General features: G+C 57.2%; 28 protein-coding genes, 1 tRNA gene and 1 riboswitch. Of the genes, 10 read left to right on the top strand and 19 right to left on the bottom strand.

Annotated elements, in window-relative coordinates; genetic code table 11:
• Window positions 1-326: 326 nt before the first annotated feature.
• The 5 genes from ACR0KS_RS11395 to ACR0KS_RS11375 all read right to left on the bottom strand — a co-directional run bounded on the left by ACR0KS_RS11395 (window position 327) and on the right by ACR0KS_RS11375 (window position 5,067).
• Window positions 327-1,031: an RES family NAD+ phosphorylase gene (locus tag ACR0KS_RS11395; RefSeq protein WP_480693211.1), complete on the bottom strand. Its 705-nt coding sequence runs from the start codon at window positions 1,029-1,031 to the stop codon at window positions 327-329.
• Window positions 1,028-1,441 (bottom strand): MbcA/ParS/Xre antitoxin family protein, encoded by a 414-nt coding sequence (locus ACR0KS_RS11390; RefSeq protein ID WP_170564308.1) that lies wholly within the window; start codon window positions 1,439-1,441, stop codon window positions 1,028-1,030. Before ACR0KS_RS11390 ends, ACR0KS_RS11395 begins: the two co-directional genes overlap by 4 nt.
• Window positions 1,442-1,736: 295 nt before the next feature.
• Window positions 1,737-2,636, bottom strand: a complete 900-nt coding sequence (locus tag ACR0KS_RS11385; protein ID WP_170564305.1) for a plasmid partitioning protein RepB C-terminal domain-containing protein — start codon at window positions 2,634-2,636, stop codon at window positions 1,737-1,739.
• Complete coding sequence (locus tag ACR0KS_RS11380) at window positions 2,636-3,526, bottom strand: plasmid partitioning protein RepB C-terminal domain-containing protein (RefSeq protein WP_170564302.1); 891 nt, start codon at window positions 3,524-3,526, stop codon at window positions 2,636-2,638. The genes ACR0KS_RS11385 and ACR0KS_RS11380 overlap by 1 nt, the downstream gene beginning before the upstream one ends.
• Complete coding sequence (locus ACR0KS_RS11375; protein WP_480693223.1) at window positions 3,526-5,067, bottom strand: recombinase family protein; 1,542 nt, start codon at window positions 5,065-5,067, stop codon at window positions 3,526-3,528. Before ACR0KS_RS11375 ends, ACR0KS_RS11380 begins: the two co-directional genes overlap by 1 nt.
• Window positions 5,068-5,192: 125 nt before the next feature.
• On the opposite strand from ACR0KS_RS11375, the gene ACR0KS_RS11370 reads away from it, so the two are divergent.
• Window positions 5,193-5,552 (top strand): XRE family transcriptional regulator, encoded by a 360-nt coding sequence (locus tag ACR0KS_RS11370; RefSeq protein WP_480693210.1) that lies wholly within the window; start codon window positions 5,193-5,195, stop codon window positions 5,550-5,552.
• 350 nt (window positions 5,553-5,902) lie between these two features.
• On the opposite strand, the gene dxs is transcribed toward ACR0KS_RS11370, so the two are convergent.
• From dxs to ACR0KS_RS11340, 6 genes are all read right to left on the bottom strand, one after another.
• Window positions 5,903-7,831: a 1-deoxy-D-xylulose-5-phosphate synthase gene (dxs, locus tag ACR0KS_RS11365; RefSeq protein WP_170564299.1), complete on the bottom strand. Its 1,929-nt coding sequence runs from the start codon at window positions 7,829-7,831 to the stop codon at window positions 5,903-5,905.
• Between the two features lie 16 nt (window positions 7,832-7,847).
• Window positions 7,848-8,714, bottom strand: a complete 867-nt coding sequence (locus ACR0KS_RS11360; protein ID WP_170564296.1) for a polyprenyl synthetase family protein — start codon at window positions 8,712-8,714, stop codon at window positions 7,848-7,850.
• The gene (locus ACR0KS_RS11355; protein WP_170387976.1) at window positions 8,715-8,957 is read right to left on the bottom strand and encodes an exodeoxyribonuclease VII small subunit; all 243 of its coding nucleotides are present in this window, start codon (window positions 8,955-8,957) and stop codon (window positions 8,715-8,717) included.
• Window positions 8,954-9,880 (bottom strand): histone deacetylase family protein, encoded by a 927-nt coding sequence (locus tag ACR0KS_RS11350; RefSeq protein WP_170564294.1) that lies wholly within the window; start codon window positions 9,878-9,880, stop codon window positions 8,954-8,956. The genes ACR0KS_RS11355 and ACR0KS_RS11350 overlap by 4 nt, the downstream gene beginning before the upstream one ends.
• Window positions 9,881-9,949: 69 nt before the next feature.
• Window positions 9,950-10,651, bottom strand: coding sequence for a response regulator (locus ACR0KS_RS11345; RefSeq protein WP_170564291.1), 702 nt, complete (start codon window positions 10,649-10,651; stop codon window positions 9,950-9,952).
• Window positions 10,648-11,160: a MarR family transcriptional regulator gene (locus ACR0KS_RS11340; protein ID WP_170387970.1), complete on the bottom strand. Its 513-nt coding sequence runs from the start codon at window positions 11,158-11,160 to the stop codon at window positions 10,648-10,650. The genes ACR0KS_RS11345 and ACR0KS_RS11340 overlap by 4 nt, the downstream gene beginning before the upstream one ends.
• Window positions 11,161-11,319: 159 nt before the next feature.
• Here ACR0KS_RS11340 and ACR0KS_RS11335 point away from each other — a divergent pair, with 159 nt between their 5' ends.
• A complete protein-coding gene (locus ACR0KS_RS11335; RefSeq protein ID WP_170551118.1) occupies window positions 11,320-12,186 on the top strand; it encodes a branched-chain amino acid aminotransferase in 867 nt (288 codons plus the stop codon).
• Window positions 12,187-12,360: 174 nt separating this feature from the next.
• Here the strand turns inward: ACR0KS_RS11335 and cobO are convergent, their stop codons facing one another.
• The 5 genes from cobO to ACR0KS_RS11310 form a co-directional block, all read right to left on the bottom strand.
• Window positions 12,361-12,960, bottom strand: coding sequence for a cob(I)yrinic acid a,c-diamide adenosyltransferase (gene cobO / locus ACR0KS_RS11330; protein ID WP_170483359.1), 600 nt, complete (start codon window positions 12,958-12,960; stop codon window positions 12,361-12,363).
• 58 nt (window positions 12,961-13,018) lie between these two features.
• Window positions 13,019-13,954, bottom strand: a complete 936-nt coding sequence (locus tag ACR0KS_RS11325) for a DMT family transporter (RefSeq protein ID WP_170551113.1) — start codon at window positions 13,952-13,954, stop codon at window positions 13,019-13,021.
• 32 nt (window positions 13,955-13,986) lie between these two features.
• A complete protein-coding gene (locus tag ACR0KS_RS11320) occupies window positions 13,987-14,661 on the bottom strand; it encodes an HD domain-containing protein (RefSeq protein WP_170564288.1) in 675 nt (224 codons plus the stop codon).
• Entirely contained in the window at window positions 14,645-15,745 is a 1,101-nt protein-coding gene (aroC, locus tag ACR0KS_RS11315; protein WP_170564285.1) for a chorismate synthase, read from the bottom strand. The genes ACR0KS_RS11320 and aroC overlap by 17 nt, the downstream gene beginning before the upstream one ends.
• Before the next feature lie 142 nt (window positions 15,746-15,887).
• The gene (locus tag ACR0KS_RS11310; protein ID WP_170483368.1) at window positions 15,888-16,328 is read right to left on the bottom strand and encodes a 6,7-dimethyl-8-ribityllumazine synthase; all 441 of its coding nucleotides are present in this window, start codon (window positions 16,326-16,328) and stop codon (window positions 15,888-15,890) included.
• Between the two features lie 72 nt (window positions 16,329-16,400).
• Window positions 16,401-16,551, bottom strand: a riboswitch (FMN riboswitch).
• Between the two features lie 55 nt (window positions 16,552-16,606).
• On the opposite strand from ACR0KS_RS11310, the gene ACR0KS_RS11305 reads away from it, so the two are divergent.
• A complete protein-coding gene (locus tag ACR0KS_RS11305) occupies window positions 16,607-17,221 on the top strand; it encodes an FMN-binding negative transcriptional regulator (RefSeq protein ID WP_170564282.1) in 615 nt (204 codons plus the stop codon).
• Between the two features lie 12 nt (window positions 17,222-17,233).
• Here ACR0KS_RS11305 and ACR0KS_RS11300 read toward each other — a convergent pair whose 3' ends face one another.
• On the bottom strand, window positions 17,234-17,677 hold the full coding sequence (locus ACR0KS_RS11300; protein ID WP_170564279.1) for a cytochrome c family protein: 444 nt from the start codon (window positions 17,675-17,677) through the stop codon (window positions 17,234-17,236).
• A 470-nt stretch (window positions 17,678-18,147) separates the two neighbouring features.
• On the opposite strand from ACR0KS_RS11300, the gene petA reads away from it, so the two are divergent.
• From petA to ACR0KS_RS11285, 3 genes are read left to right on the top strand one after another with little or no spacing between them, the layout of a single operon-like run.
• The gene (gene petA, locus ACR0KS_RS11295) at window positions 18,148-18,732 is read left to right on the top strand and encodes a ubiquinol-cytochrome c reductase iron-sulfur subunit (RefSeq protein ID WP_170387950.1); all 585 of its coding nucleotides are present in this window, start codon (window positions 18,148-18,150) and stop codon (window positions 18,730-18,732) included.
• An 11-nt stretch (window positions 18,733-18,743) separates the two neighbouring features.
• Window positions 18,744-20,075 (top strand): cytochrome b, encoded by a 1,332-nt coding sequence (petB, locus tag ACR0KS_RS11290; RefSeq protein WP_170387948.1) that lies wholly within the window; start codon window positions 18,744-18,746, stop codon window positions 20,073-20,075.
• Between the two features lie 17 nt (window positions 20,076-20,092).
• Entirely contained in the window at window positions 20,093-20,878 is a 786-nt protein-coding gene (locus tag ACR0KS_RS11285; RefSeq protein ID WP_170564276.1) for a cytochrome c1, read from the top strand.
• 141 nt (window positions 20,879-21,019) lie between these two features.
• Here the strand turns inward: ACR0KS_RS11285 and mtaB are convergent, their stop codons facing one another.
• Window positions 21,020-22,276 (bottom strand): tRNA (N(6)-L-threonylcarbamoyladenosine(37)-C(2))-methylthiotransferase MtaB, encoded by a 1,257-nt coding sequence (gene mtaB, locus ACR0KS_RS11280; RefSeq protein WP_170564273.1) that lies wholly within the window; start codon window positions 22,274-22,276, stop codon window positions 21,020-21,022.
• Complete coding sequence (gene dapF, locus ACR0KS_RS11275) at window positions 22,273-23,115, bottom strand: diaminopimelate epimerase (protein WP_170564270.1); 843 nt, start codon at window positions 23,113-23,115, stop codon at window positions 22,273-22,275. The genes mtaB and dapF overlap by 4 nt, the downstream gene beginning before the upstream one ends.
• Before the next feature lie 211 nt (window positions 23,116-23,326).
• On the opposite strand from dapF, the gene ACR0KS_RS11270 reads away from it, so the two are divergent.
• The 4 genes from ACR0KS_RS11270 to ACR0KS_RS11255 all read left to right on the top strand — a co-directional run bounded on the left by ACR0KS_RS11270 (window position 23,327) and on the right by ACR0KS_RS11255 (window position 26,642).
• A tRNA-Lys gene (locus tag ACR0KS_RS11270) sits at window positions 23,327-23,402 on the top strand.
• Window positions 23,403-23,622: 220 nt separating this feature from the next.
• Window positions 23,623-23,826, top strand: coding sequence for an Hsp20/alpha crystallin family protein (locus ACR0KS_RS11265; protein ID WP_480693209.1), 204 nt, complete (start codon window positions 23,623-23,625; stop codon window positions 23,824-23,826).
• Window positions 23,827-23,975: 149 nt separating this feature from the next.
• Complete coding sequence (locus ACR0KS_RS11260; RefSeq protein ID WP_170564268.1) at window positions 23,976-24,665, top strand: sulfotransferase family 2 domain-containing protein; 690 nt, start codon at window positions 23,976-23,978, stop codon at window positions 24,663-24,665.
• A gap of 879 nt (window positions 24,666-25,544) precedes the next feature.
• Window positions 25,545-26,642: a Gfo/Idh/MocA family protein gene (locus ACR0KS_RS11255; protein ID WP_170564265.1), complete on the top strand. Its 1,098-nt coding sequence runs from the start codon at window positions 25,545-25,547 to the stop codon at window positions 26,640-26,642.
• Window positions 26,643-26,650 lie beyond the last annotated feature (8 nt).

Raw genomic sequence — 26,650 nt, 5'->3', positions numbered from 1 at the left:
GGTCTTTTGGGAAGTCGAGCCAGCGACACAGGTAGGTCGAAGATTCGAACGCTTAGTCTGATTTGAAACCTTAGCGCATTGTTTTGCAAAGATTATGGCACCAGGTTAGGTGTAACCAGGGCGAAAAAGGCCACTGTTTTAGGTTTGCCGCACACAATCCGCTCAGAAATCCACGGGTGGATGAAAGAGAGTGTGGACCGGGCGAGCGCCTGCCGCTTGCAGCCACATTAGCCGTCTATGGGGTGGGGTGGCGAGACGGTTGGAAGTGTCCAGGTGCAGTAGAGCCTAACTTAACATAGTGGACCTTATCAGACTCAGTCTGGGAATTAAGGCACTATCGCGAAGACGCCGCCTTCGGAAAGATTGGTCACGTGGGTAACCCTGCTGCCGTCCCAATGATAGCGATAGTGACTGGCTTGCGAAGGAATGCGCGGCACGTTGGGATAGAATAGTGCCACGCACAAACCGCCTGGGTAGCGGACACTGGGGTAAAGGACCCCGCTCGATTCTTGTTCGCGCAGTTCAGTCGCAATACGTTGGCTTGCTTTGTACGAGCCGGGATCCAAACAATCGGCAAACGCCGGATCGCTTACGTCATGCAAATCAGCTTCGATTTGCCCAACAAGTTCCCGGAAAGTTGCTGAGCAAGGTGGCTCGTCTGTAGCCCTAAGAAAGTTCTCAAAATGGTATATTGTCTCAAAAAGCGCTACCTCAGAACTGTCGCCCGCGTAGTACGCGCCTTCTTCGCCACTGTGAAATCTGCCCGGACGATCTGGGCTGGCATGTACAAATGGAGCCATCACCCAACTTGCGCCTGGACCAGCCACACGTCTCTCACTCGGAACAAGCGCCAGATTTCCGACCCCTTCGAACAGCCTCGGGTTTGTTTTGCTTTCGGCAGAGGCTAAAAGCTCCCAATCGGCTGGATCGGCAATGTCCTCAAATAGAGACACCGGCGGGTATTTGCTGTTGATGATGCGATGTGCGCTAGTCCAGACAACATGTGCAATCGGGGGTAATGGTGCTGTCACCACACCCCCCTTTGCGCATCAAGATATCGCCTCACACGCATCAGGTCTGTCAGCTGTCCACCGAGCATTATTTGGAGTGCACTTAGATCGCTGAAAGCACTGTTTGGTCGTTTGATCCAACCGTAAGCCCGTGCCGGATCGTCGAATAGCAATCGCAGCGCCTTATGAATGCCAAGCAAGTTAGACATCCGAGCTTGAAGGTCGATACTTGTTCGGCCGAGGTCTCCGGACTTCCACCGCGAGAACGTCCTTAGGCCAATGCCTCCCAACAGAGTGCATGCTTCATCGTCGGTTAGCTCCCACTTGGCGAAAAGATTGACGATTGCGCGCTGCATAGCCTGTGCCTCTTCAAGAGAGATATTAGGCGCTTGAGGCGCAGGTGGTTGAGTAACAAGTTCCAGATGCGGCATGTTTTTCTCCTGCCATTTGGCGTAAGTATAGTATTATTTCGCCAGATGACAAGCTCTGTGAGTATTGGGTTGCGACGCGCCTGAGCCTAGGGTGAGGCGCGCCGCCTTTGTGAGAAATATTCACGTCTTGTCGCCGGATGGATGATTCCGACTTGGTGGGCTCCGCACGGGTTCGCCGCCATCCCCACCGCCGCACTTGATCCGCCCCACCGTGCGGCGTCTCCTGCGGTCCCCGCGCTTCCATGGGTGCGGGTCCCCGAACGCAGATCAGCCGAAATTGACCGAACTGCTAGGATCAAAAGGCCAAGGCCTCTGTCTCCGTGATCTTTTCGAACTCAGGCAGAAACTCGGAATGATACATCTCGAGATACCGCGTGACGCGTGCATTGGTTATGAGCTTGGAGACGTAGCCACGCGCGAGAACCAGATCGAGGTGATCACTGCCATAGGTGTCCTCGACGAGGCGCAGCTCTCTCTCAAGGTTCGCAGATTCACGCTCCATAAGTTCAAGCTGCTGACGGGAGATCCCTTTCACAGCTTTCGGCTTCTCCGGATCTTTCAGCTGGCTGGCCGGCGTCGCAGCCAAAAGCGAGCGGGCATAATTGACGGTGTATTTGTTCATCGTCACCATCAGTTCCGCAGCCTCGATCTGACGCAGCGGTTTCATCTTCTTGAGAATTTGGAACCCGGTCAGCGCGACCTGTTTATCTTTGAGGAGCTCTGCTGCCTCTGGGCAGATCCCATCCAGCAACCGCTTTTTGTCCTGCAGGGATTTTACATTCACATTGAGGGCTCGCGCCAGTCGCTCCTCCGGCACGCCGCGTTCGAGCGCCTTCAGGATCATCTTGTATTCCTGAATTGTGGCAAGGCGGCTGATGCGCTTGTTGTAGGTAAAGGCCTCGTCGTCCGTTGAAACCTGACACAGCGCATCCGGCTCACCGAGATCCGACAGGATCGCGAGGCGTACGTGTCCATCGAGTAGCATGTGTTTTTCGGGATCGGATTGGTCGCGGACGACGACAAGGGGCTCGACGAGACCAACTTCTTTGATGGAAGCGACGACCTGGCGGTACTTAACCGTATCCTTGGTTTCTTTGCGAACGGCGTAGAGCGGGCAGATCTGATCGAGCGGCAGCTGAATGAGGTCTTTCTCAAACGCCATGTTGATTGATTTGGAGCGTCCGGATCGTGCCATCAGAGGTCCCCCGTTCGAGCGGCCAGGCGGTCAGAAAGGTTCTTCGGGATCGTCGCCAACCCTTCGGCCCTTAGAAGGGTGACGAAGTTTTCGTCATTCAGGAGTTTGCGCAGGGCCTCTGTGATGAACATCAGCTCGTTGCGAGTCGCCGTCGCCTTGCGCAGGAGGACTTGTTTCTTCTCGACGTCGTTTTGATAGGTGCGGATCAGGCTGTCGACTGAAAGCGTTCGTTTCTTCTTTTGGTCCGCGCTCGGTTGTCCTTTCCCGTATTGCTGACGTGCTTCGACCAAGCGTTTCGCGGCCATCAGTCGGCCACCGCGCAGCTGGTTGTTCTCATAGGCCTGACGCAGAACGTCCTGAACTTCTGTATCTTTTGCTTCAGCGATATCGACGGCAACACTAACGGGAAGTTTTCCGCTTTCAACGGCTCTGAGCAGTCTATGCTCGCCGCTCTCGAGGAGCCGAAGGACGCCACGGACATATTTGAGAGAAAGCTGGGTCTTGCGTGCGATCTCGGGACCTGAGTAGCCGCGCTCATTCAAGCCTTTGATATCGCGCAGAAGATCAAGGGCGCGATGCTGTCGGCGCGCCAGGTTTTCCACGAGACTCATCACCAAACAGTCTTCGCTACTGGCCTCGATGACGATCGCCGGGATTTCTGTTTGTCCTAGTTCCTGAAACGCCTCAAATCGCCCCTGTCCACAAACCAGATCGTAACTCAAACCATCCTCATTGGTTCGCGCTGCAACAGTGATCGGCCGTTTCAGCCCGAGCTCGGCGATGTTGTCGACAATCTGTTTGAAGGATTTTCTATTTCTGATGCGCGGGTTAACTATGGTGATACGATCCATCGGGATCAATTCAGCTGCTTGCGGATGCAGGTTTTCCATCAGGCCACCTCCGGTACCGGGACATGAACCGCCATGTCGAACAAGGGGTCCAGCGTTTCGAAGCGATACGCATCAAGCGACAAGCCGTTGTGTTCAGCCAGGCGGATGCGGTTGAGAGTCATGTCGAGGCCCGGCAGCAGATAATAGTCCAGCGGCTTCTGGTTTAGCCGATCCATGCGCACGGCGATTGTGATGTCGGGTTTGAGGCTTGTGTCAAAGCGGATATTCCACCTGAGAGAACCCGCATTCGTTTCGCTGCACCGGACGATCACGAGGGATGCGGTGAATTCACTATTGATGGTGAGCAAGTCCGTTCTGGGGTGTCGTTCCACTTTGCCACCCGAAGCTTCGATGCCTGCAATCGTCTCGGTGACGATATTGGGATGAAGCTCGCGCAAGCGTCGATTGATCTCGATGTATCTGTAGTCCCGATCCGGTTTGAATCCGACGAGCTTGTAGGCGCGTAGCAGGCTACCAAACCGTGATCGATACGCGCTGCTCGAAGGGAGCGAGTCGGATTCATCTATTACGAGGCCGGACAGAAAGCCCTGGGCCTCGAATACCTCTTTCAAGCCCTCGAGCATTTCGTTGTCGGTGAGCTTGTTGGATCGCGCGTTGATAATTGCGTTTGCGGCGGCAAAGAGGTCAGGATCGACGATCCCCTCGAAAGCGCCCTCGGCTCGAACCCAGATGTTGGGATCGTTTTGGACCCGTCGCTTCTTCAGTTTGAAGGAGCTTCGGTTCCAGACGTTGTTCCCTATATATTTCTCGTTGATCAGTATTTGGTGAACGGTTCCCCGGGTCCAGGCACGATCGAGGTCCGTTAGAATGCCGCGTGCATTGAGCAGCTCAGCAATTTCGGTCTCAGACTTACGCTCTTCGACAAAAGCGAGGAAGATCTCTCGGACGATGGCGATTTCTTCGGCGGGCCCCGGAACCAGAGTAACGCGATCTGTCTGAATGCTTTTGTGTTCACCGCGCTCTAGGATGCCTTTCGCAACCCCATGCTCGTCGATCAGCATACGCCGCAGGCCGAAGCCGGGTGGACCGCCTTGGCGATAGCCGAGTTCTATTAGGCGACATTGGCCTGTGAAGACCTTCTGCGAAAGCTCGCGGCTGTACTCGCCCGCCATGGCGCGCTTGACGCCTTTGACGATCGTGGAGACCGGGCTGCCATCGTTTTCGAACTGCTCGGCGCAATAGATTATGGAGATGCCGGCGCGTTTGCAGATGTATTCGTAGTAGGCGCTTTCGTCCGCATCTTGAAACCTCCCCCAGCGGCTGATGTCGTACACCAGCACGGCCTCGTAATCTGCGCGACCGGATTGAATGTCGTCGATGAGCTGCTTGAGCCCATCGCGGCCCTGGATCCTTAAACCGCTCTTACCCTGATCCGAATACGTACGGACGATCTCGATCCCGCGTTGCTCCGCGTAGTGCGCGATCGCGTCCGACTGGTTCTCGGTCGAATAGCGTTGGTGCTCGGTCGACATGCGGACGTATTGAGCGGCGCGGCGCGGCGGCGCCCTCTTGGGAGCCATTGCCCTCTGGTCATGTTCATCCCTCCAGCTCAAGTTCCGAGCCCTTCATCTTTTGTCTTTCGCCAAATTAGTGGGAATGCTCGTGATTCCATGGGGCCGAAGCATAAACGCGGAGGTTCGGAAAAATGTTTCCTAAGATGGGCAAGAATTTTCAAGATGACGACGAAAGGAAGGTCGATCGATCAAAATACCAAATGGCCATTGCAGCCGCGCTCAAGCGGGAACTCGGCGGATCTCATCGGGCGATCAAGACATTGGTTAAATGGACAGATGTTTCGGAGCGTACCGCTAAGAATTGGCTTTCTGGGAGCCATGGGCCGTCTGGCGAGCACCTTATCAATTTGATGCGGTGTTCCGACGAGGTGCTTCTTGCCGTTCTTGAGATTGCTGATCGTGAAAGTAGCAAAGCGGGCATCCTGTTGTCAGAGTTACGTACAGCGCTGCTGCAAATGGCATCAATTGTTGACGACACGATGAAATCGTGAGTCCTAGACACTGTTCTGTGGATCGTAGATTTCCGTGCAAGCCACTGAGGGAGCGTCGAACAGGCGGCGGCCAACCTAAGGTCCTCTAAGCGGCCGTGCATGGGGTGGGGTATGCCATTTAGTAGGGGATTAGTAGGGAATGTTCATCAAACGTTCGCCAGCGCCGTCCAACACAGTCCAAGTTCGATCCTAAAAATAGTGTTTTAATCGTAGGGGTTTAGTTGACTTCAGACGGCTTCTTGCGGTTAAGTCCAACTCATGGGCGGCAAAATTCGTAAGGACAAGGTCGGGGGTTCGAGTCCCTCTTGAGGCACCAGTTTCTTCACTACATTCAAGTGAACGCTGCGTGATCAGGCGCGCTTTTCACCAATTGACGCGACGCCCAGCACCGAAAGCACCTTGGCTTCGATCTGTTCGGCGTTCATTCCTGCCACGGCATACATGTCCGCCGGGCTTGCTTGATCAATGAAGATATCGGGCAGAACCATCGACCGATACTTCAGGCCGTGATCGAACACGCCCTCGTCCGCCAGCAATTGCGCCACATGAGAGCCAAAACCGCCAATCGCACCCTCTTCGATGGTGATCAGCGCCTCGTGATTGGCCGCAAGGTCCAGGATCAGCTCGCGGTCCAGCGGCTTGGCAAACCGGGCGTCTGCAATTGTGGGCGTGATCCCACGGGCCGACAGAGCCTCGGCCGCTTTTTGCACTTCGGCCAAACGGGTGCCGAACGACAGCAGCGCCACACGCGCCCCTTTCTGGATCACACGTCCCTTACCGATTTCCAGAACCTCGCCGCGTTCGGGCAGATCCACCCCGACCCCTTCACCGCGCGGATAGCGGAAAGCGATTGGCCCGTCATCATGGGCCGCTGCCGTTGCAACCATGTGCACCAGTTCGGCCTCATCCGCGGCGGCCATGACGGTCATGCCGGGAAGATTGGCGAGATAGGCAATGTCGAACGACCCCGCATGGGTCGCTCCGTCTGCCCCCACAAGGCCCGCGCGGTCAATCGCGAACCGCACCGGCAGGCGCTGGATGGCCACGTCGTGCACAACCTGGTCGTAGCCGCGCTGCAAAAAGGTCGAATACATCGCGCAGAACGGCTTCATCCCGCCTGCGGCTAGGGCCGCAGCGAAAGTCACGCCATGCTGTTCTGCAATCGCTACGTCAAAGCAGCGCGAGGGGTAGCGTTCGGCAAACAAGTTCAGGCCGGTTCCATCCGGCATCGCGGCGGTTACGGCAACGATCTTGTCGTCCCGCGCGGCCTCATCCACCAGCGTATTGCCAAAGACCGAGGTATAGGAGGGCGCGTTTGAAGGCGCTTTCTTCTGCTTGCCCGTCACGACATCAAACTTGGCCGTTGCATGGCCCTTGTCGCGCGCCTGTTCCGCAGGGGCATATCCCTTGCCCTTTTTCGTCAGAACATGGATCAAGATCGGACCGGTCGCCCGCGCCTTGACCGTGCGCAGAACCGGCAGCAACTGGTCCATATCGTGACCGTCAAGCGGGCCGATATAGGAAAACCCCAGCTCCTCGAACAAGGTGCCGCCGACCGCCATACCCTTGAGCATTTCCTTGGCCCGTTTCGCGCCCTCTCGGAAAGGCTCTGGCAGCAGCGAAACAGCACCTTTTGCAGCGGCTTTCAGATCGTGAAACGGAGCCTCGGTATAAATCCGCGACAGGTAACTGGACAGCGCGCCAACTGGTGGGGCGATGCTCATCTCGTTGTCGTTCAAGATCACGATCAGGCGTTTCTTGAGGTGACCTGCATTGTTCATCGCCTCGAACGCCATGCCCGCCGACATCGAACCGTCACCGATCACGGCAATCGCGTCGCCCAATCCTTCGGGGGTGACGCCGCCCAGATCGCGCGCGACCGAAAAACCAAGCGCGGCACTGATCGAGGTCGAGCTATGCGCCGCGCCAAACGGGTCATACGGGCTTTCGCTGCGCTTGGTGAAACCGCTCAACCCGTCTTTCATGCGCAAAGTACGGATACGGTCGCGCCGTTCGGTCAGGATTTTATGGGGATAGCACTGATGCCCAACATCCCAGATGATCTTGTCGCGCGGTGTGTCAAACACGGCATGCAACGCCGTGGTCAGTTCCACCACGCCCAGCCCTGCGCCCAGATGCCCGCCGGTGACGGACACGGCCGAGATCGTTTCTGCCCGCAGCTCATCCGCAACCTGACAGAGTTGCGCATCCGAGAACTGCTTGAGATCCGCAGGGCGGCTCACAAGGTCCAGCAGGTGCGTGTTTGGGCGATCTGACATTTGGCGCGTTCCTGGCTTAGCTGTCCCGGGCAATAACGAAGCGCGCGGCGTCCTTCAAGGTTTCCGCAGGTGCCCCATAACCTTCAAGCGCGTCGCAGGCCCGATCCACCAGCTCGGCCGCCCGGCTCTTGGCGGTGTCCAGACCCAGAAGCGACACAAAGGTTGCCTTGCCCGCCTCTGCATCCTTTTGAAGACGTTTTCCGGCGATCGCCGCGTCCCCTTCAATATCCAAGATGTCGTCAGCGATCTGAAAAGCAAGCCCAAGATCCCGCGCGTATCGGCGCAGGGGGTCGGGATCTTCTTCAGCCAAACGCGCACCGGCGCAGGCTGACCATTCTATCAAGGCACCAGTCTTGCCAGCCTGAAGCCGCGTAATCTGGTCCAGTGACAAAGGCGATTTTGCGGTTTCCGCAGCAATATCCAGCGCCTGACCCAGTACCATGCCTTGCGCACCGCTTGCTTTGGCCAGTGTTAGGGCCAGTTCCGCACGTATCTCGGCCGATCCGACCTCGGGCCGGGTGCACATCTCAAACGCAAGGGTCTGCAACGCATCCCCGGCCAAAACCGCCGTTCCCTGATCCCATTTCACATGGACCGTCGGACGCCCCCGGCGCAGGTCATCGTCATCCATGCAAGGCAGATCATCGTGAACCAGCGAATAAGCGTGCAGCGCTTCAATCCCCGTTGCGGGCCAAATGGCCTGCGCCGGGTCCACGCCGTGCAGCCTTGCGCTTTCCAGAACCAGAAACCCGCGCAGCCTCTTGCCGCCTTCGGTGGCATAGGCCATCGCACGGGTCACATCCAGATCATCCAGCGCGCCCAGAACCAGATCGAACTGCTTCTGAATTCGCGCGGCATCCCGTGCCAGAATGTCCTGAAACATTTACAGACCTTCGACAGGAGACGTCCCGGTTGGCTGACCATCCGCGTCCAGCGTGATCGCCGCCACCTTTTCTTCGGCCCGCTTCAGCTCGTCTTCGCAGCGCTTTTTCAAGGCCGCTCCGCGTTCATACAGGGCAATGGACTGATCCAGCGCCACGTCGCCGCGCTCAAGCTGGCCGACGACGGCCTCAAGCTCTTTCATCGCTTGTTCAAAAGTCATCTGATCTACAGGAGTATCGGTCATCGGGCTGCCTTCATCAATTCTTCCACATGGGCGCGGGTGGCCTCGGCCAGTGCGTTCAGATCATACCCGCCTTCCAGAGTCGAGACGATACGCCCGTCACATACTTCATCGGCGATCTTGCACAGCTCGGCCGTGATCCACGCGAAATCGCCGGTCGACCAGTTAAGCTCCGCCAGCGGATCGTCCTGATGCGCATCGAAACCCGCCGAGATGATGATCAATTCAGGCTTGAACGCACGCAGCCGCGGGAAGGCTTGGGATTCATAAGCCGCGCGCATCTCTGCCCCACCGGATCGGGGCGGCAGCGGAATATTCAGGATCGTATCGTGGGTGCCGGTTTCATCCGGACGTCCCGTGCCGGGCCACAACGGAATCTGCTGGCTAGTTATGACCAGGGCACGGGCCTCGTCCCACAACAAATCCTGCGTGCCATTTCCGTGATGTACGTCAAAATCCACCACGGCCACGCGTTTCAACCCGTGGTGATCCAGCGCATGTTTGGCAGCCAGTGCCGCATTGCCGAACAGACAAAACCCCATCGCCGTCTCAGATTCGGCGTGGTGCCCCGGCGGGCGGATTGCACAAAACGCGTTCGGAGAGTCGCCGCTCAGGACCAGGTCGACCGCCCGAACGACAGCGCCCGCAGCACGATACGCCGCATCCACCGATCCCGGCGACATGAATGTATCACCATCAATCTGCTTGTACCCTTCCGTCGGGCGACTGCTGCGAATATTCCGAATATGGCTTTCGGGGTGAATGCGCAGCAAATCATCATCCGCGGCAAGCGGAGCCGTCCTTCGGTCCAGATCCAGCGATTCCAGCGCATGAAGAATGTGTTCAAGCCGCGCGACCCGTTCGGGGTGTCCGTCCGGGGTCACATGCTCAAGGCAATCCGCGTGAGTCAACAGAGCAGTCTTCATCAGGATCCGATCTTCATCTGGCTAAAAATATCCTCGCCGAAGGCATAAAATCGCCGCGCAGCGGCATAATCAATCCGGGGCCAACATATATCCCGCCCCGCGGACCGTCTGCAGGTAGCGGGGTTGCTTGGGGTCCTGTTCGATCTTGCGCCGCAGCCGGGTGATCTGGACATCCACCGCGCGCTCCTGTGCCTGCCCTTTGTCGCGGCCCAGATCCTCGACCAGTTTGGCGCGGCTGATGGGTTCTCCGGGTTGGGCCGAGAAAATCTTCATCAACTGGCTTTCGGTTGCGGTCAGACGCACGGGTTCTTCTCCCTGCCACATCTCGCCCCGTTCCACATCGTACCGGATCGGCCCAAGGATCAGAATCTTGCTTGCCGCTTCCTGTGCAGGTGTTTCGGGCATCCGCCGCAGAATTGCGTTGATGCGCAACAACAGCTCTTTCGGCTCAAACGGCTTTGCCAGATAATCGTCGGCCCCGGCCTCAAGCCCCGCAATGCGGTGTTCGGTTTCACCGCGCGCTGTCAGCAGCAGGATCGGGGTTGCATGTGTCTCGCGCAGCGCCTTGGTCAGGCTGACGCCGTCTTCGCCGGGCATCATGACATCCAGAACGATCAGGTCGAAATCCAGACCTGACATTACACGTCGCGCATGGGCTGCGTCCCGCGCGGCAGTGACAAGAAAACCGTTCCGCATCAGAAACTTCTTGAGCAGATCACGGATGCGCTCGTCATCGTCAACTATCAGCAGATGGGCGTCCATATCGCTCATGAGGTGGTATCCCGCAGTTTCTTATAGGCATGACGCATATCAGCATCCATCATCGCTTCAAGCACTTTGCGAAAACCCGAAACGGCCTCGGGGCCGGCGTCCTTATAGGCGGCGCGCATCCGCACGCGCTGGGCTTCGGACAGTATGGCCTCCAACTCTTCTCCCTTATCTGTCAGAAATAGATGTCTTTCGCGTTTGTCCACGGTGCCCACGCGACTTTCCACCAGACCATCGTCGATCAGGGTGCGTAGAACGCGGTTCAAGGACTGTTTGGTGACACCTAGAATCGCCAACAAGTTGTTTACGGTTGTTCCTGGCGCTCGGTTGATAAAGTGGATGGCCCTATGATGCGCCCGACCATAGGCCAGTTCAGACAGGATGCGGTCTGGGTCCGCCGTGAAACCGCGATAAGCGAAGAACATCGCTTCGATACCCTGCCGCAGTTGCTCATCCGTCAGAAACAACAGGCTTTCACCGCCAAAGACCTGGGCGGGACGGGTGTCGGACATATTTGGCCTCATTGGTTACTCGGTACCCAGTTTATGTCAGCGTTATTGACATTCCAAGAGTGGGCAGGTATCGAATCGCAGTTTTTGCGCAACATTATGTCCGGTTCGGACTTAATTGGCGCAATAATCATAAATCAAGCCCGGATCAGGAGGTTGCGCATGGCGGGGTATGACGATCGTGACGGTGTCATCTGGTTGGATGGTGAGCTGGTGCCATGGCGCGACGCCAAGGTACACATTCTGACGCACGCAATGCACTATGCTTCGTCTGTATTCGAGGGCGAGCGTGCCTATAACGGCAAGATTTTCAAAAGCCGTGAGCATTCCGAGCGTCTGATCGCGTCGGCCGAGGCGCTGGATATCCCGATGCCTTATACGGTCGATCAGATCGAAGCCGCCAAGCAAGAGGCGTTGAAGGCCAGCGGATTGCAGGACGCCTATATCCGGGCGCTTGTCTGGCGCGGGTCGGGCGATGACATGGGCGTGGCGTCGGCCAAGAACCCGGTTCGCATGGCTGTCGCCGTCTGGCCGTGGGGCGCTTATTACGGTGACGCCAAGATGCAGGGTGCCAAGCTGGACATTGCGGAATGGAAACGCCCCAGCCCCGAAACCATCCCGGTTCACGCCAAGGCTGCGGGTCTGTACATGATCTGCACCATCTCCAAGCATAAGGCCGAGGCCAAGGGCTGTTCGGATGCTCTGTTCATGGACTACCGGGGCTATGTCGCCGAAGCGACCGGTGCCAACGTGTTCTTTGTCAAAGATGGCGAGGTCCACACGCCGCTGGCCGATTGCTTCCTGAACGGCATTACGCGTCAGACCGTGATCCAGATGCTGAAAGACAAAGGCATCACCGTTCACGAGCGCCACATCATGCCCGAAGAGATGGCTGATTTTGAGCAATGCTGGCTGACAGGCACAGCGGCCGAGGTTACCCCGGTGGGTCAGATTGGCGACTACACCTTTGAGGTTGGCGATATCACGCGCGAGATCGCGCAGGACTACGAGGCGCTTGTTCGCGCTTGATCGAAGTTGGATGATTGAAGAACCCCCACATTTTGCGGGGGTTTTTCTATGGCTAGCATAAGGATGCCTTGGCGATAGAATCCGGCGGCCCGCCAACTGCCCGGTAGCAGAACGCCAGCCGATCCGAATGATAGGCTCGGGCCGGTGGTCAGGGCGAAAAATAGAGTCTAAACCTCAGAAATCCACACCGCGCTGAGCTTTGATTCCGGCCTGAAACGGGTGTTTCTCCTCGGTCATTTCCGTCACCAAATCGGCATAGTCGCGCAGCGCCTGCGGCGCGTCCCGGCCTGTTAGAAACACGCTGGTTTTGTCTGACCGACCGTTCAGCCCATCAATCACCTGCTCGACCGAAAGGTATTCATAGCGCAAGGCGATGTTGATTTCGTCCAGAACCACAAGATCGTAGTCGCCACTGGCCATCAGCGCCCGCGCCTTGTCAAAGGCGGCATTGGCGGCGGCGATGTCGCGCTCGCGATCCTGAGTGTCCCAGGTGAAGCCTTCTCCCATCGTGTGCCAGGTCACCAGATCCCGCTCCTCGAAGAAGCGTCTCTCGCCGGTTTTCCACTTGCCTTTGATGAACTGGACCACGGCAACCTTCTGACCCCAACCCAGAGCGCGGATGACCACGCCGAACGCCGCCGACGACTTGCCTTTGCCCTTGCCGGTGTTGATCAGCACCAGTCCGCGTTCGGGATCGACGGCCTCGGATACTTTCTTGCGGTGCTGGGCCTGCACCTTCTGCATCTTTTCCTTGTGGTCTTTTGCGTCGCTCATCTTGGGAACCTTTTTTGATTTTGGACCCAAACTAGGTGAAGTTCTCAAAAGGTAAAGATCAGGCTTTGGGGTCCGTTGCCTGACGCGCCTTGCCTCGGTCCAATCCCAGTTGCCGCTCGCGCAGGATAACCAGCACGTTTCCGGCGATGACCAAAGCGGCTCCGCCCAACATGACCAGTGTCGGCAATTCGTCGAACCAGACATATCCGATGACAATGGCGAACAACATGGTGGTGTAGTCATACGGCGCAAGCATTGAGGCTTGTCCGAACCGATATGAAGATGTCACCAGAATTTGTGCGACACCCCCGATCAAACCCATAACGACCAGTATTAGGGTCTGTTCCAAGGTTGGCGTTGCCCATCCCCAAAGGGCGGTCAGTGCCGAGAGCAGCGTCGCTGTGATCGAAAAGTAGAAAACAACCGCGGCGGGGTGATCGACCTGAACCAGTTGTCGGATGTGGATTTGCACAAAGGCCCGCGCCATCGTTGCGGCCAGCACGCACAGCGCACCGATTGTCGCGGCGGTATCCATGTTGTTGCCGCCCAGACGTGGCCAGATCATGATCAATACACCCAGCAACCCAATAGCCACCGCACCAATGCGGATCATGCGAATGCGTTCCCCCAGCATGATCGCCGCCAGAATCAGGGTGAAGATCGGCGTGGCGTAGCCAATGGCCGTAACTTCGGGCAAAGGCAGCAGGCTGAGGCCGGTAAAAGTCAGGCCCATGGCGCTGGTGCCCAACACTCCGCGCCAGAAATGGCCCATTGGCTTTTTGACCACCAAGCCCTGCGAAAGCTCTCCGCGCCAGGCCAGCCAGCCGATGATGACAGGCACGGCAAAGAGTGAGCGAAAGAACACCATTTCACCGGGAGGAAAGTCATCGGACAGAGCTTTGACCAGCGCTTGCATCACCATGAACAAAAAAAGGGCGCTAAGTTTCAGCGCCACGGCCAACATTGGCCTATGTGATGTGAGGGGTTTCGCCATTGGCGCGACCCTGCGCTTTTGAGGCGCAAATATCAACGCGAAGGGCTGAGTTTTAACCAGTCTTCGGGCAGCGAACCACCGATTTCCTCGGCGAAGTCTTCCAGAAACCGGATCATTCGGTGCGTTCTTTCCTTGGCAAGAGCCTTGCCGCCGTCTGTCAGCATGTCCTGAGACAAAGCCAGAAGTTTCACTTTCCAATGGTCAATCGAGAATTCCAGATCGTCCAATGGCCGATTCTCTGCAAACGGGTCAGCGGGATCATAGAGAACCCGGCCAAGCGCACCGGACACCGAGAACGTGCGCGCTATGCCGATCGCGCCCAACGCGTCCAACCTGTCCGCATCGCGCAGACTCTTTGCTTCGAGTGTTTCTGGGGGGATTCCGGCTGAAAAACTATGTGCGGCGATGGCGTGTTGCGTTGCTTGGATCTCGTGCGGGGAATAGCCCAAACTCTCTAGAATAGACTCTGATTCCTTGGCTGAAAGGCGAGAGGCCAGGTGACGGTCCGGGTCGTTCTTGGGCAAATTGACAAGATCATGCAGGTAACTTGCGGCCAAAAGCACCCGCAGGTCGGTCTTGTCGCTTGCGATTGCCCTGGCATTCACCCAGACGCGATCCAGATGCGCCAGATCGTGCGCCGGGTCTGTCTCCATCCGTTGCGCAACAATGCTGCGCAATCGACTGCGCAGATCAGCCGATCCTTCCACGGTTTTCTCCGATCTGGCCGCGATGCAGCAGAAGATGGTCAAGGATCACGCAGGCCATCATGGCCTCACCCACTGGCACCGCGCGGATGCCGACGCAAGGGTCGTGGCGGCCTTTGGTGATGATCTCGGTCTCTTCACCCGATTTGGTGATCGTTTTGCGCGTGGTCAGGATCGACGAGGTCGGCTTGACGGCAAACCGCACCACGATGTCCTGCCCGGTCGAGATGCCGCCCAGAATACCACCCGCGTGGTTGGAGCTGTATTGCGGGCCGTTCTGACCCATGAATATCTCATCGGCGTTGGCCTCGCCGGTCAGTTCGGCGGCGGCCATGCCCTCGCCAATCTCAACGCCTTTTACCGCGTTGATCGACATCATCGCGGCGGCCAGATCAGTGTCTAACTTGGCATAAACCGGCGCGCCAATCCCGGCGGGGACGCCGCGGGCCACGACCTCGACCACGGCACCGACCGAGTTGCCGGACTTTCGCAGGTCGTCCAGATACGCGGCCCAATCGTCAGCGGCCTGTGCATCGGGTGTCCAGAATGGGTTTTGTTCGATCTGCGACCAGTCAAACTTGGCGCGGTCGATCTTGTGCGGGCCGATCTGGGTCATATAGCCGGTGATCTGCACATTGGGGGCAATCTGTTTGATTGCCTCGCGCGCGAGACCTCCGGCAGCAACGCGCGACGCGGTTTCACGTGCGGAACTGCGCCCGCCGCCGCGATAGTCGCGGATGCCATACTTCTGCCAATAGGTGATATCGGCGTGACCCGGACGGAACTTGTCCATGATATCGCCGTAGTCTTTGGAGCGTTGATCGGTGTTCTCGATCATAAGCTGCACCGGCGTTCCCGTGGTCTGGCCCTCGAATACGCCTGACAGGATTTTCACCTGATCGGGCTCGCGCCGCTGGGTGGTGAATTTGTTCTGACCCGGTTTGCGCTTGTCCAGCCAGTGCTGGATCATCGCCTCGTCGATAGTGACGCCCGGAGGGCAACCATCCACCGTCGCACCCAAGGCGGGGCCGTGGCTTTCACCCCAGGTGGTGACGCGAAAGAGGTGTCCAAAGCTGTTCATCGACATGGGGCGTGCTCCTTTGAGGGTTGTGATTAGCGGGGAGAGCCTTGGGCCTCAAGCGGATTTGCGTCTGAGGGGTGGGGAGGGGGCGCTGCCCCCATCGCGGCAAGCCGCGATTCCCCCGAAGTATTTTTGAACAGAAGAAGGGTCAGGCCGGCTCCAGGAGTGCGGCGCGGGTTTCGGTGATTTTGAGCGCGGCTTGCGCGGCTTCGCGGCCCTTTTCCACGAAATGCGCGCGGTAGATGGCGTTGTGGTGGTCGGTTTCCTGATATTGGTGGGGCGTCAGCGAGACGGACAGGACCGGAACGCCCGTATCCATTCCGGCGCGCATCAGGCCGTCAACCACGGCTTGGGCCACGAAATCATGACGGTAGATGCCGCCATCCACCACGAAAGCGGCACAGGCAACCGCGGCATATTTGCCGGTTTGGGCCAGATCGCGGGCCAGCAATGGCATCTCGAACGCGCCGGGCACGTCGAAAACGTCAATCTGATCGGCGGGGATAAGCTGCTGAAACCCTTCCAACGCCTGATCGACAATATCGGAATGCCAGTTGGCTTTGACGAAAGCATAGCGGGTGTGTGTCATTATGATCTCCTTTCGCAACAGACACGTCACCCAAGGCGATCACGGGCAGGCGCGCGGCAAGGCCGGCGCACTGCACGTTCTCTTTCATCCGGACTGTAACCGTCGGCTCTGGCCTCTCACCAGATCTGCTTGTCATCCCGGATGGTCCGGGACCGCTCGCGGGCTTACGGGTCATGGCCCGCATACCGCCGGTGGGGAATTTCGCCCCGCCCTGAGAACGAGGCAGACCTTGCCAAGGACCAAGCGAATCTGCAAGGCGTTCCGTTAGGAGACATGTCATGCACCCAAATCCCGCTTTCCGCGCCGAGGACCGCGCCCGCCACATTGCCTTTGCGCGAGACCGCGCCTTTGGGGTTTTGGCGATTTCAGCGGAAACCGTCCCTTTGCTGAGCCACGTTCCTTTTCTGCTGAGCGAGGACGGATCGGTGGCCGAACTGCATCTGGTGCGGTCGAATCCGATTGTCCGTGTGCTGAATACACCCTGTGCTGCCCGGATCGCTGTGTCAGGGCCGGATGGCTATGTGTCGCCGGACTGGTATGGGATCGACGATCAGGTGCCGACTTGGAACTATGTGGCCGTTCATCTGTCGGGCCAGTTGGAGTTGAGACCGCAGGCCGAACTGGGCGACCTGCTTGACCGGCAATCCGCGTTTTACGAAGGCCGCTTGCTGCCAAAACCGCCTTGGAGTGCTGCGAAGATGACACCGGACGCTTTGGAACGGATGAAGCGCATGATCGTGCCCTGCCGGATGCGGGTTGATGATATTCAGGGCACTTGGAAGCTGAATCAGAACAAGCCGGATAGCGCGCGCGCCGCCGCCGCCGAACATATGGAAGCTGACGGCTTTGGCATCGAGGTCCGGGAATTGGCTGCCCTCATGCGGGAAACTTGAAGGCAGCCCAATTCAATGGGTGAAGGTGGCCAGATATGCCGCTATATCCTCGGCGCCTTTTTTCAGTTTGACACTCATGTTCGGTCGTGCGGAGTCGTCGTTCAGATAGTCCTGAATGAATTCAATGGGGTTCTCGGAATAGGCGGTGATGTTTTCCTGCGTCCAGACCAGCCCTTCCTGACCCGCCCGGATCATATCGTCAGTGAACATCCCGATTGGCAAACGCTCGCTTCCATTCAGGTAGTCGGGTTCGGACCCAGCGATCCGGCCAACGACGCCGTAAAGATTCGGCCCGGTAATACCGCCTTTGACCAGAACTTCACCGTCTTTGATGATCGCGTGACAGGATGAGCAGCGGTTATATAGTTGTTCGCCTTTTTCCGGGTCACCGCTGGCGGTGGCTTGGGAAGAAACGGTCAGTGCGAAGATCACGAGGGGGGCCAAGTGCTTTGACATGGGAAACGTCCTGCTAAGCGAGTGTCTTTTGCCGCCTTTCACTCATTCCCGTTTAAAGTGCAATCGAAATTTTCAGTTTTCAGGGCGCGGGAAATATCTATTTTAAATTCAATATTTAAAGGCTCCAACAGCACGTAAAGGTAGAGCGATTGATAGCCACTTCTGGGAGGAAAACCGGCAGTCCCAGATTGTCCGATGCACCGGACTCTGGTGGCGCGATCGGTTGCGTGGTGTTGCAGGGTACGAATCAAGCTGTGGGGAGCATCGGAATTTGTCTGCAAAACCAGCCTATATCTTGAAAAATTGTCGTTACGTTGTGACATGAATGCCCAGATGCGGCGTAGTGCGCGCCTATGACCGCTGGACGAACCGATTTCTCCCGGATAGATAGCCGCGATGAGACGCCGCTTTGATGCGGTGCTGATGCATGTTTGCCCGCAACCGCGGGCGCCGGAATCGGAGAAAACCTCGTGTCCCACGCAGAAGACCACGAAGGCACCCGCAGAGATTTCCTCTACTACGTCGCTGGCGGCGCAGGTGTCGTTGCGACGGGTGCAGCCGTATGGCCCCTGATCAACCAAATGAACCCCTCGGCAGACGTTCAGGCGCTGTCCTCGATCCGCGTGGATGTAAGCGGAGTTGAGCCGGGTACGCAGCTAACGGTGAAGTGGCTGGGTAAACCCGTATTCATCCGTCACCGCACCGGTGCCGAGATTCAGGAAGCCAAGGAACAGGACGCAGAAGGCGTTGGCGCCCTGCCTGATCCGCTGGCGCGCAACTTTAATATTGCAGCAGATGCGCCCGCGACCGACGAAAACCGCGTGATGCCGTCGCCCGAAGGTGAGGCACCCGGCGCGTGGCTGGTTCAGATGGGCGTGTGTACACACCTGGGTTGTGTGCCTCTGGGCGATGCCGGTGACTTTGGCGGCTGGTTCTGCCCCTGCCACGGCTCGCACTATGACCTTGCCGGTCGTATCCGCAAGGGTCCCGCGCCTGAAAACCTGCCTGTTCCGCCTGCGGAATGGACAGACAACAGCACCATCAAACTCGGCTAAGGGAGACCCAGATGTCCGGAATTCCCCACGATCATTACGAGCCGAAGACAAACGGCGAGAAGTGGCTGAACAGCCGCCTGCCCATCGTCGGCCTGATTTACGACACCATCATGATCCCCACCCCCAAGAACCTGAACTGGTGGTGGATCTGGGGCATCGTCCTGGCGTTCTGCCTGGCGCTGCAAATCGTCACCGGTATCGTTCTGGTGATGCACTATACCCCGCATGTTGATCTGGCCTTTGCCAGCATCGAACACATCATGCGCAACGTGAATGGCGGCTATATGCTGCGTTATCTGCACATGAACGGCGCGTCGTTGTTCTTTGTTGCGGTTTACATCCACATTTTCCGTGGCCTGTTCTACGGCTCGTACAAAGCCCCGCGTGAGATCACGTGGATCATCGGGATGCTGATTTACCTGATGATGATGGGCACCGCGTTCATGGGCTATGTTCTGCCTTGGGGTCAGATGTCCTTCTGGGGCGCGACCGTGATCACCGGTCTGTTTGGTGCGATCCCGTTTGTGGGTGACGCGATCCAGACATGGCTGCTGGGCGGACCCGCCGTGGATAACGCCACGCTGAACCGCTTCTTCTCGCTGCACTACCTGCTGCCGTTCGTGATTGCGGCGCTGGTGATCGTGCATATCTGGGCTTTCCACACCACAGGCAACAACAACCCGACAGGTGTTGAAGTGCGCCGCGGGTCAAAAGCCGAGGCCGAGAAAGACACGCTTCCGTTCTGGCCGTACTTCGTGATCAAGGACCTGTTCGCGCTGGCTGTCATTCTGGTCGTGTTCTGGGCGGTTGTAGGCTTTATGCCGAACTATCTGGGCCACCCCGATAACTATATCGAGGCCAACCCGCTGGTCACGCCTGCTCACATCGTGCCTGAATGGTACTTCCTGCCGTTCTACGCGATCCTGCGCGCTTTCACTGGCGAGGTCTGGGTTGTGCAGTTCGCCAGCTTCATCACTGGTGGCATCATCGACGCCAAGTTCTTTGGTGTTCTGGCGATGTTCGGTGCGATCCTGGCGATGGCGCTGGCGCCCTGGCTGGACACGTCGACTGTGCGTTCGGGCAAATACCGTCCGATGTTCAAATGGTGGTTCTACCTGCTGATCATTGACTTCTTTGCCCTGATGTGGCTGGGTGCGATGCCCGCCGAGGAGCCCTATGCGACCTTCTCGCTGATCGCGTCCGCCTACTGGTTCGCCTATTTCTTCGTGATCCTTCCGATCCTGGGTGTCATCGAAAAACCCGATGCCCAGCCGGAGACGATCGAAGAAGACTTCAACGCGCATTATGGCAAGGCTGACGCCGACGCCACGCCGGCCGAGTAAGAAGAGGGACCGGAAACATGTTCAAGAAACTTGCAATCGGTGCCGCGTTTGCTTTGGCTCTTACCCCTGCTGCGTCCTTCGCCGCAGGCGGCGGCGAGCAGCATATCGAGGATTTCCACTTCTCGTTTGAAGGTCCGTTCGGCACCTGGGACAAGAACCAGCTGCAGCGCGGTCTTCAGATCTACACCGAGGTCTGCGCGGCTTGCCACGGTCTGAAATATGTACCTCTGCGTGATCTCGAAGCGCTGGGATACTCGGAAGACGAAGTGATCGCGTATTCTGCGTCCAACTTTGAAGTGTTCGATCCCGAGCTGGATGATTTTCGCCCGGCGATCCCGACCGACCACTTCCCGGAGAACAACGGTGTTGGCGCGCCTGACCTGAGCCTGATGGCAAAGGCACGCGCCGGGTTCCACGGCCCTTATGGTCTGGGCATCAACCAGCTGTTCAAAGGCATGGGCGGTGCGGAATACATCGCTTCGCTGCTGGATGGTTATACCGGTGAGGAAAAGGAAGAGGCTGGTACAGTCCTTTATGAGAACAAAGCCTTCCCGGGCGGATGGATCTCGATGGCACCGCCGCTTGCCGATGATCAGGTGGAGTTTGCCGATGGTCACCCGGCCACGGTTGAAGCCATGTCCGAGGATATTGCTGCGTTCCTGATGTGGACGGCTGAGCCTAAGATGATGGAGCGCAAATATTCCGGCTTTGTCGGCGTGTTGTTCCTGTCAGTCCTGTCGGTGCTTCTGTATCTGGTCAACAAGCGCTTGTGGGCCGGTGTGAAAGGCAAGAAGACCGTCTAAAGTTTTCGACAGCTAAAAAATTTGAACCCCCGCGCCATCCGGTAGCGGGGGTTTTTGTTGAGGGCGCGGTGAAGGGGCCAGCCCCTTCTTGGCCTGCGGCCAATTCATCCCCGGGATATCTTTGGCCAGATGAAGCGCGGATCAGGCTTTGAGTTGGCTGTCGGTGTGATCCGTGATCGTGGCGGTGACGATCTGGCCTTCGGGTTGGGGGGTGGTGAAGGTGACTTCGGTGAATTGCTCGGTCCGGCCCATGGTGGGGTTTTCCATCAGGATGTGATGGGTTTTGCCCAGTTGCGCGGCCAGGTGTTTGGCGACCTGAGCGTCTCCGGCGGCGCGCAGGCGGGCGGCGCGGGTTTTGATGATTTTGCCGTTGATTTGCTGTGGAATGCGGGCTGCGGGAGTGCCTTCGCGTTTGGAGTAGGGGAAGACGTGCAGCCAGGTCAGATCGCAATCCGTGACCAGTTTCAGCGAGTTTTCAAAATGGGCGTCAGATTCGGTGGGGAAACCTGCGATGATGTCTGCCCCAAAGGTCATGTCGGGGCGCAGCTTGCGGGCCTCTTCGGTGAAACGGATGGCGTCGTCGCGCAGGTGGCGGCGTTTCATGCGTTTCAGGATCAGGTCGTCGCCATGTTGTAGTGACAGGTGTAGGTGCGGCATCAGGCGTGGCTCGGTCGCGATGGCCTGCATCAGGTTCTCGTCTACTTCGATCGAGTCAATCGAGCTGATCCGCAGGCGCGGTAGGTCTGGCACCAGTTTCAGGATACGCATCACCAGATCGCCCAGCTTGGGCTGTGCTGGCAGGTCGGCGCCCCATGAGGTGAGGTCTACGCCGGTCAGCACCACCTCATTGTAGCCCCGGTCCACTAGCCGCTTGATCTGGTCCACCACTACGCCCGCAGGGACGCTGCGCGAGTTGCCGCGGCCATAGGGGATGATGCAGAACGTGCAGCGGTGATCGCAGCCGTTCTGAACCTGCACATAGGCGCGCGACCGGGTGCCGAAGCCGTCAATCAGGTGGCCAGCGGTCTCGGTCACGGACATGATGTCATCAACCTGCACCGCCTCGGTCTGGCCGATGAAGTCGGCGGCCATGCCTTTCCAGGTGTCGGGCTGCATCTTCTCGGTGTTGCCGATGACCGCGTCGACCTCATCCATCCGGGCGAAGGTTTCGGGTTCGGTCTGAGCGGCGCAGCCGGTCACGATCAACCGCGCATCGGGGTTTTCCCGGCGCAGCTTGCGGATTTCCTGACGGGCTTTGCGAACGGCCTCGGCGGTTACGGCGCAGGTATTCACCACGACGGCATTGCTAAGCCCTGCTTGCTGCGACAGTTCCTTCATCGCCTCGGTCTCATAGGCGTTCAGGCGACAGCCCAAGGTGGTGAATTTGGGTGCGCTCATCCAAGCGTCCTTAGGAACTCGGGCGTCAGGGTGCCCGAGAATACGTGGCAGGTCGGGCCGGTCATCCAGACGCCGTCCTCGCGCCAGTCGATCCAGATCGTACCGCCATCGAGTTCAATCTTAACTTTTCGCCCCGTCAGGCCGCGCCGTGCGGCGGCCACCGCCGTGGCGCAGGATGACGAACCTGAGGCCAGAGTGATGCCTACGCCCCGCTCCCAAACTCGCATACGGATGTGATCTGTACCGATCACCTGTGCCACTTGCACATTGGTGCGTTCGGGGTAAAGCGGGTGATATTCGTAGCGCGCGCCGAATTCGGTCAGAGGGATGGCTTCGGCGTCCTCGACAAAGAAGGTGCAGTGCGGGTTGCCCATGCCCGTGGCCGTTGGCCCGCCCTCGATTGGCAGTTCCAGCGTGTTGACATCTTCGGCCAATGGAATGTCACGCCAATCGGTTTGAGGATGTCCCATATTGACCGACGTCAGGCCGTCGCCGACATCTTGCGCATAGAGCGTCCCGCGCTCGGTTGTCAGGGTCAGGGCGGATTTTCCGGTTTCCTGCATCAGAAACCGCGCAATGCAGCGCGTGGCATTGCCGCAAGCCGCCGAGGTCGACCCATCCGCATTGTAGAACACCAGATGCGCGTCCGATTCGCCGTTTTCGATGACGGCCAATTGGTCAAACCCAACTCCGAACTGACGGTGGCCGATTCCTTTTGCAAGTGAGGGGGAAATTTCGGCGGAATGCGCGCGTGCGTCCACAATGACAAAGTCATTGCCCAGCCCGTGCATTTTCATGAAGGGCAATCCGGTGTGCAGATTCTGTTGCATGGCGGGCATATAACGCTGCGCAGGACGGGAATCCACCCTGCGGTGCAGATTCCTCAAAAAAGGGGTTGACCCCCCAGCGCCACCTGCCTAAGTAGGCCGCCTATCGGGACGCCGAAACGCAAGAAATTGCTGGCGAAACGAGGTGCAAAAAAGGTCTTGAACCCGGTTGGGAAAATGCCTTAGAGAGCGCCACGGATCGAAGAGATCCAAACAAAAGAGTGGGCCGTTAGCTCAGTTGGTAGAGCAACTGACTTTTAATCAGTGGGTCGCAGGTTCGAATCCTGCACGGCTCACCACTTTTTGCACGAATGAAAATGTTTGACTAAGATCGAGTAGACCGTACTACGCGACTTGTGGGCTGCCGGAATCAATACGGAAGCGCTGCAGCATAGACTGATGTGTGCCTAATGGATCGCTATAACGCTGAAGGTTCTGGTCGAGATATATTCTGAGTATAGCCGCTGGCCCTCGCTACTCGATCCTCGGTAAGATTCGCCGCGCAACTTTGGGTGCAGAGTGGCAGATTGGTTGAAATCGGCCAGTGCTGCGTCAACTGATGAAAAAGCCTATCACATTACCGTCGAGTTGCCGGGCGTGTTTGAGGAAGACGTCGGGTATTCGGTCAACAATGGATACCTGATCGTGCACTGCGACATAGAAACGGAAAGCGAGAAAAAAGGGCGACACCTGGTACTTGAACGGGAAGGAACGGGGCTTTGAAGGAACCTTCCGATCGCCCGAAGATGCCGACGGCGCGAAAAAAGCGCACCTATGAAAGATGGTGTATATCACCGACTAGTAGAGCTGTTCAAAGAGAGTTTATTCTGTCATTCATGTCGAAACAAAGGGGCGAATTTAAACGGGCCTAAATGATAGTATCTCATTCGTTTCGTTTCTGTTTCATCAAAACTAGGAAAACCGCAGGTACTTCAATCGAAGTTGCTCTGGCACCGCTGTTAGGGCGGAATGACTGGTTGTCTCCGTTAAAAGAGCATGACAAGCGGACGAACCGCTTGGCGCGTTCTTTTGCACGGCAGTTGCGAACGCGCATAGAAGATGTCCGTCCGCGAAATCCACACTTACCTGTTTCGACTATCGACACATACTTCTCTGATGACACGCAAGGGTATTTCAGATTTTGCGTTGAACGAAACCCATGGGACAAAGCCGTGTCCGCTTTTTTTTGGCTCACGAAACGGCGCGGTACATTTCCCGGTAAAACCGTTGAGGAACAGTTCTTCAATTTTGTGTCTGGCCCGCGTTTGGGACACTTCAGTGACTTTGGCCTTTACTCGGCAAATGGGCAAATCGCGGTCGACATCGTGCTGGAATATTCTCAACTGCGCGAGCAACTCTTTGAACTTGCCGCAGCCGATAGGATTCCGTTTTTTGATATTGGAAATACTCGTATGAAGTCAGAGCAGCGACCCGGAAGAACCAGCGACCTGACCAAGTTATACGGCAAAGATTTCAGCAATGAGGCAAGTGATATCATCAGACGCGTGTTCCATCGTGAAATCGAACATTTTGGCTATGAGCCGACAAATCTTCTGCCCTAGTCTGCATAATGGCGAAGAATGACCTAAACGAACGCTGAAGCAGCTTCACTTTGTTGCAAAAAATACCGTCTAGCCGCGTAACCGCGTTGCAAACCAAGCCCATGGCGATGATTGATTTGGCAGCCATGAGCGCCGCCTCGAAATCTCGATGAGAAGATTTTGGACTTTTTGAGCATTTGATAACCCCAGGAATTGTAAGAATTCCCCGACGGAGCTAAGACGTTTCACAACTAACGGGGGCACGAGTGACGAAACCGATTTCCGCAGGCTCGGCACATTTCGCGACGTTTAACAAATTACCGCGCGAGAAACTGGTGGTAGAATTTCAGTCGCCATCTCTATCGCGGCTAGAGCAGGTTACAGCGACGGAATAAGACCCATCATTCTTTTAGATGGTCGCTGCGATAAGGAGCAGATTCAGTTGCCGCTTCTAATGGAGTTTCAGAAATCGTGGTCGCAAGTCGCCATCTGCGGGTGATTCTGCTCTCTTGCGTTTCTGAAATAGATACATAGTGAGAAAAAATCTTTGTATTGTTTCTGATTTAAGGTCGTCTTTTCCGCGAAAACTGGATTGGCAGAGGACAAAGTGGCAAAGGCCGCTCTGGGGTTGTGCGTTGGACGATTTCGAAGGGCGACGTACCGTACAGGTTAGCAGAGCCTAAAATTCACGACTTCGATTGGCGGCCGGTCCTGCATGGTCTGCGAACAGCAGACTTGTGTAGTAGAAATAGGCATCCCGAGAGGCGTGGGACCGAAAACAACTCTGCATGACACTTTGAAACTCGTTTAGTAGTGTAAAACACTGTAATTCTCTGCGTTTGTGCTACCCTCGCGGTAACATGCTGTGTTTTTCTTAACGAGTTTGGGGTGCGCCGGAAGATGACGGACAAAATCAACATTGCCGTGGTCGGCCTCGGGAAGATGGGATTGTCGCATTTCGCGATGGTCAATATGCATCCGTTGGCCAATACGGTGGCTTGTGATGGTGCTCGGTTCATTCGTGATGTGCTGACCAAGAACACCGACGTGACCATTCACAGTGACTACGCCGAGATGCTCGCCACTCAGGACTTGGATGCGGTCGTGATCGCGACACCGTCCCGTCTGCATGCCCCTATGGTGACGTCTGCCCTGGATAAAGGGTTGCATGTCTTTTGCGAAAAGCCGTTTTGCCTGGACTGGCAGGACGGTGAGCGCCTTGCGCGGGTTGCCAAGGAAAAAGGCGTCGTGAACCAAGTCGGCTATCACTACCGATATGTTGGCGCTTTCCAAGAGGTGAAAAAGATCTTGGACTCAGGAGCGCTGGGCACCATCACGCACGTTCAGGCCGAGGCATATGGCCCCGTGGTTCTGCGCCCCAAGCGCACGACCTGGCGTACGGATAAGGCCGAGGGCGGTGGATGCTTGTACGACTACGCGGCCCATCCCTTGAACCTGTTGAACTGGTATTTCGGCGCTCCGTCGCAGGTATCGGGATCAGTGCTGACCCAGATTTTCTCGGAAGGCACGGATGATCAGGTGATGTCGACGTTGCGCTGGGACAATGGTCCGACGGCGCAGCTTTCGGTTAACTGGTCTGACGAAAGTCATCGCAAAATGTCTACCAAGATCACGATGATCGGAACCAAAGGGCGCCTGTTTGCAGACCGACAGGAGTGCCAGGTTTATCTGCGCAGTGCTGATCCCGCTTTGCCGGGCTATACCGAAGGCTGGAATGTCAAATACACCACCGAACTGACAGAAGACGCGTGGTTCTATCTGCGTGGCGAGGAGTATTCGGCCCAGCTTGATGATTTCATCACTGCGGTGGCCCAAGGCAAGTCAGCTCCGGTTGAGAATGATTTTGCGTCTGCCACCGAGACGGACAAGACCATGTCGATGATTCTTGCCAATGCCGATACCGGCACACCCACAGGTGAAGCCCCAACAGTCACACAGCCCGCACCCGCGAAACGGCGCGGATGGTTTCGTCGTTAAGGAGTGCA

It is taken from the genome of Ruegeria sp. BC7, from assembly GCF_056539165.1.
The sequence above is the reverse complement of the archived record's forward strand: the minus strand, read 5'-3'. Positions and strand labels throughout refer to the sequence as shown.

Bases quoted from the DNA above. Each gene is read 5' to 3' on its own strand.
- ACR0KS_RS11390 (WP_170564308.1), bottom strand. From the start codon at position 1,441: ATGCCGCATCTGGAACTTGTTACTCAACCACCTGCGCCTCAAGCGCCT.
- ACR0KS_RS11385 (WP_170564305.1), bottom strand. From the start codon at position 2,636: ATGGCACGATCCGGACGCTCCAAATCAATCAACATGGCGTTTGAGAAA.
- ACR0KS_RS11380 (WP_170564302.1), bottom strand. From the start codon at position 3,526: ATGGAAAACCTGCATCCGCAAGCAGCTGAATTGATCCCGATGGATCGT.
- ACR0KS_RS11375 (WP_480693223.1), bottom strand. From the start codon at position 5,067: ATGGCTCCCAAGAGGGCGCCGCCGCGCCGCGCCGCTCAATACGTCCGC.
- ACR0KS_RS11370 (WP_480693210.1), top strand. From the start codon at position 5,193: ATGTTTCCTAAGATGGGCAAGAATTTTCAAGATGACGACGAAAGGAAG.
- dxs (WP_170564299.1), bottom strand. From the start codon at position 7,831: ATGTCAGATCGCCCAAACACGCACCTGCTGGACCTTGTGAGCCGCCCT.
- ACR0KS_RS11360 (WP_170564296.1), bottom strand. From the start codon at position 8,714: ATGTTTCAGGACATTCTGGCACGGGATGCCGCGCGAATTCAGAAGCAG.
- ACR0KS_RS11355 (WP_170387976.1), bottom strand. From the start codon at position 8,957: ATGACCGATACTCCTGTAGATCAGATGACTTTTGAACAAGCGATGAAA.
- ACR0KS_RS11350 (WP_170564294.1), bottom strand. From the start codon at position 9,880: ATGAAGACTGCTCTGTTGACTCACGCGGATTGCCTTGAGCATGTGACC.
- ACR0KS_RS11345 (WP_170564291.1), bottom strand. From the start codon at position 10,651: ATGAGCGATATGGACGCCCATCTGCTGATAGTTGACGATGACGAGCGC.
- ACR0KS_RS11340 (WP_170387970.1), bottom strand. From the start codon at position 11,160: ATGTCCGACACCCGTCCCGCCCAGGTCTTTGGCGGTGAAAGCCTGTTG.
- ACR0KS_RS11335 (WP_170551118.1), top strand. From the start codon at position 11,320: ATGGCGGGGTATGACGATCGTGACGGTGTCATCTGGTTGGATGGTGAG.
- cobO (WP_170483359.1), bottom strand. From the start codon at position 12,960: ATGAGCGACGCAAAAGACCACAAGGAAAAGATGCAGAAGGTGCAGGCC.
- ACR0KS_RS11325 (WP_170551113.1), bottom strand. From the start codon at position 13,954: ATGGCGAAACCCCTCACATCACATAGGCCAATGTTGGCCGTGGCGCTG.
- aroC (WP_170564285.1), bottom strand. From the start codon at position 15,745: ATGTCGATGAACAGCTTTGGACACCTCTTTCGCGTCACCACCTGGGGT.
- ACR0KS_RS11310 (WP_170483368.1), bottom strand. From the start codon at position 16,328: ATGACACACACCCGCTATGCTTTCGTCAAAGCCAACTGGCATTCCGAT.
- ACR0KS_RS11305 (WP_170564282.1), top strand. From the start codon at position 16,607: ATGCACCCAAATCCCGCTTTCCGCGCCGAGGACCGCGCCCGCCACATT.
- ACR0KS_RS11300 (WP_170564279.1), bottom strand. From the start codon at position 17,677: ATGTCAAAGCACTTGGCCCCCCTCGTGATCTTCGCACTGACCGTTTCT.
- petB (WP_170387948.1), top strand. From the start codon at position 18,744: ATGTCCGGAATTCCCCACGATCATTACGAGCCGAAGACAAACGGCGAG.
- ACR0KS_RS11285 (WP_170564276.1), top strand. From the start codon at position 20,093: ATGTTCAAGAAACTTGCAATCGGTGCCGCGTTTGCTTTGGCTCTTACC.
- mtaB (WP_170564273.1), bottom strand. From the start codon at position 22,276: ATGAGCGCACCCAAATTCACCACCTTGGGCTGTCGCCTGAACGCCTAT.
- dapF (WP_170564270.1), bottom strand. From the start codon at position 23,115: ATGCCCGCCATGCAACAGAATCTGCACACCGGATTGCCCTTCATGAAA.
- ACR0KS_RS11260 (WP_170564268.1), top strand. From the start codon at position 23,976: ATGATAGTATCTCATTCGTTTCGTTTCTGTTTCATCAAAACTAGGAAA.
- ACR0KS_RS11255 (WP_170564265.1), top strand. From the start codon at position 25,545: ATGACGGACAAAATCAACATTGCCGTGGTCGGCCTCGGGAAGATGGGA.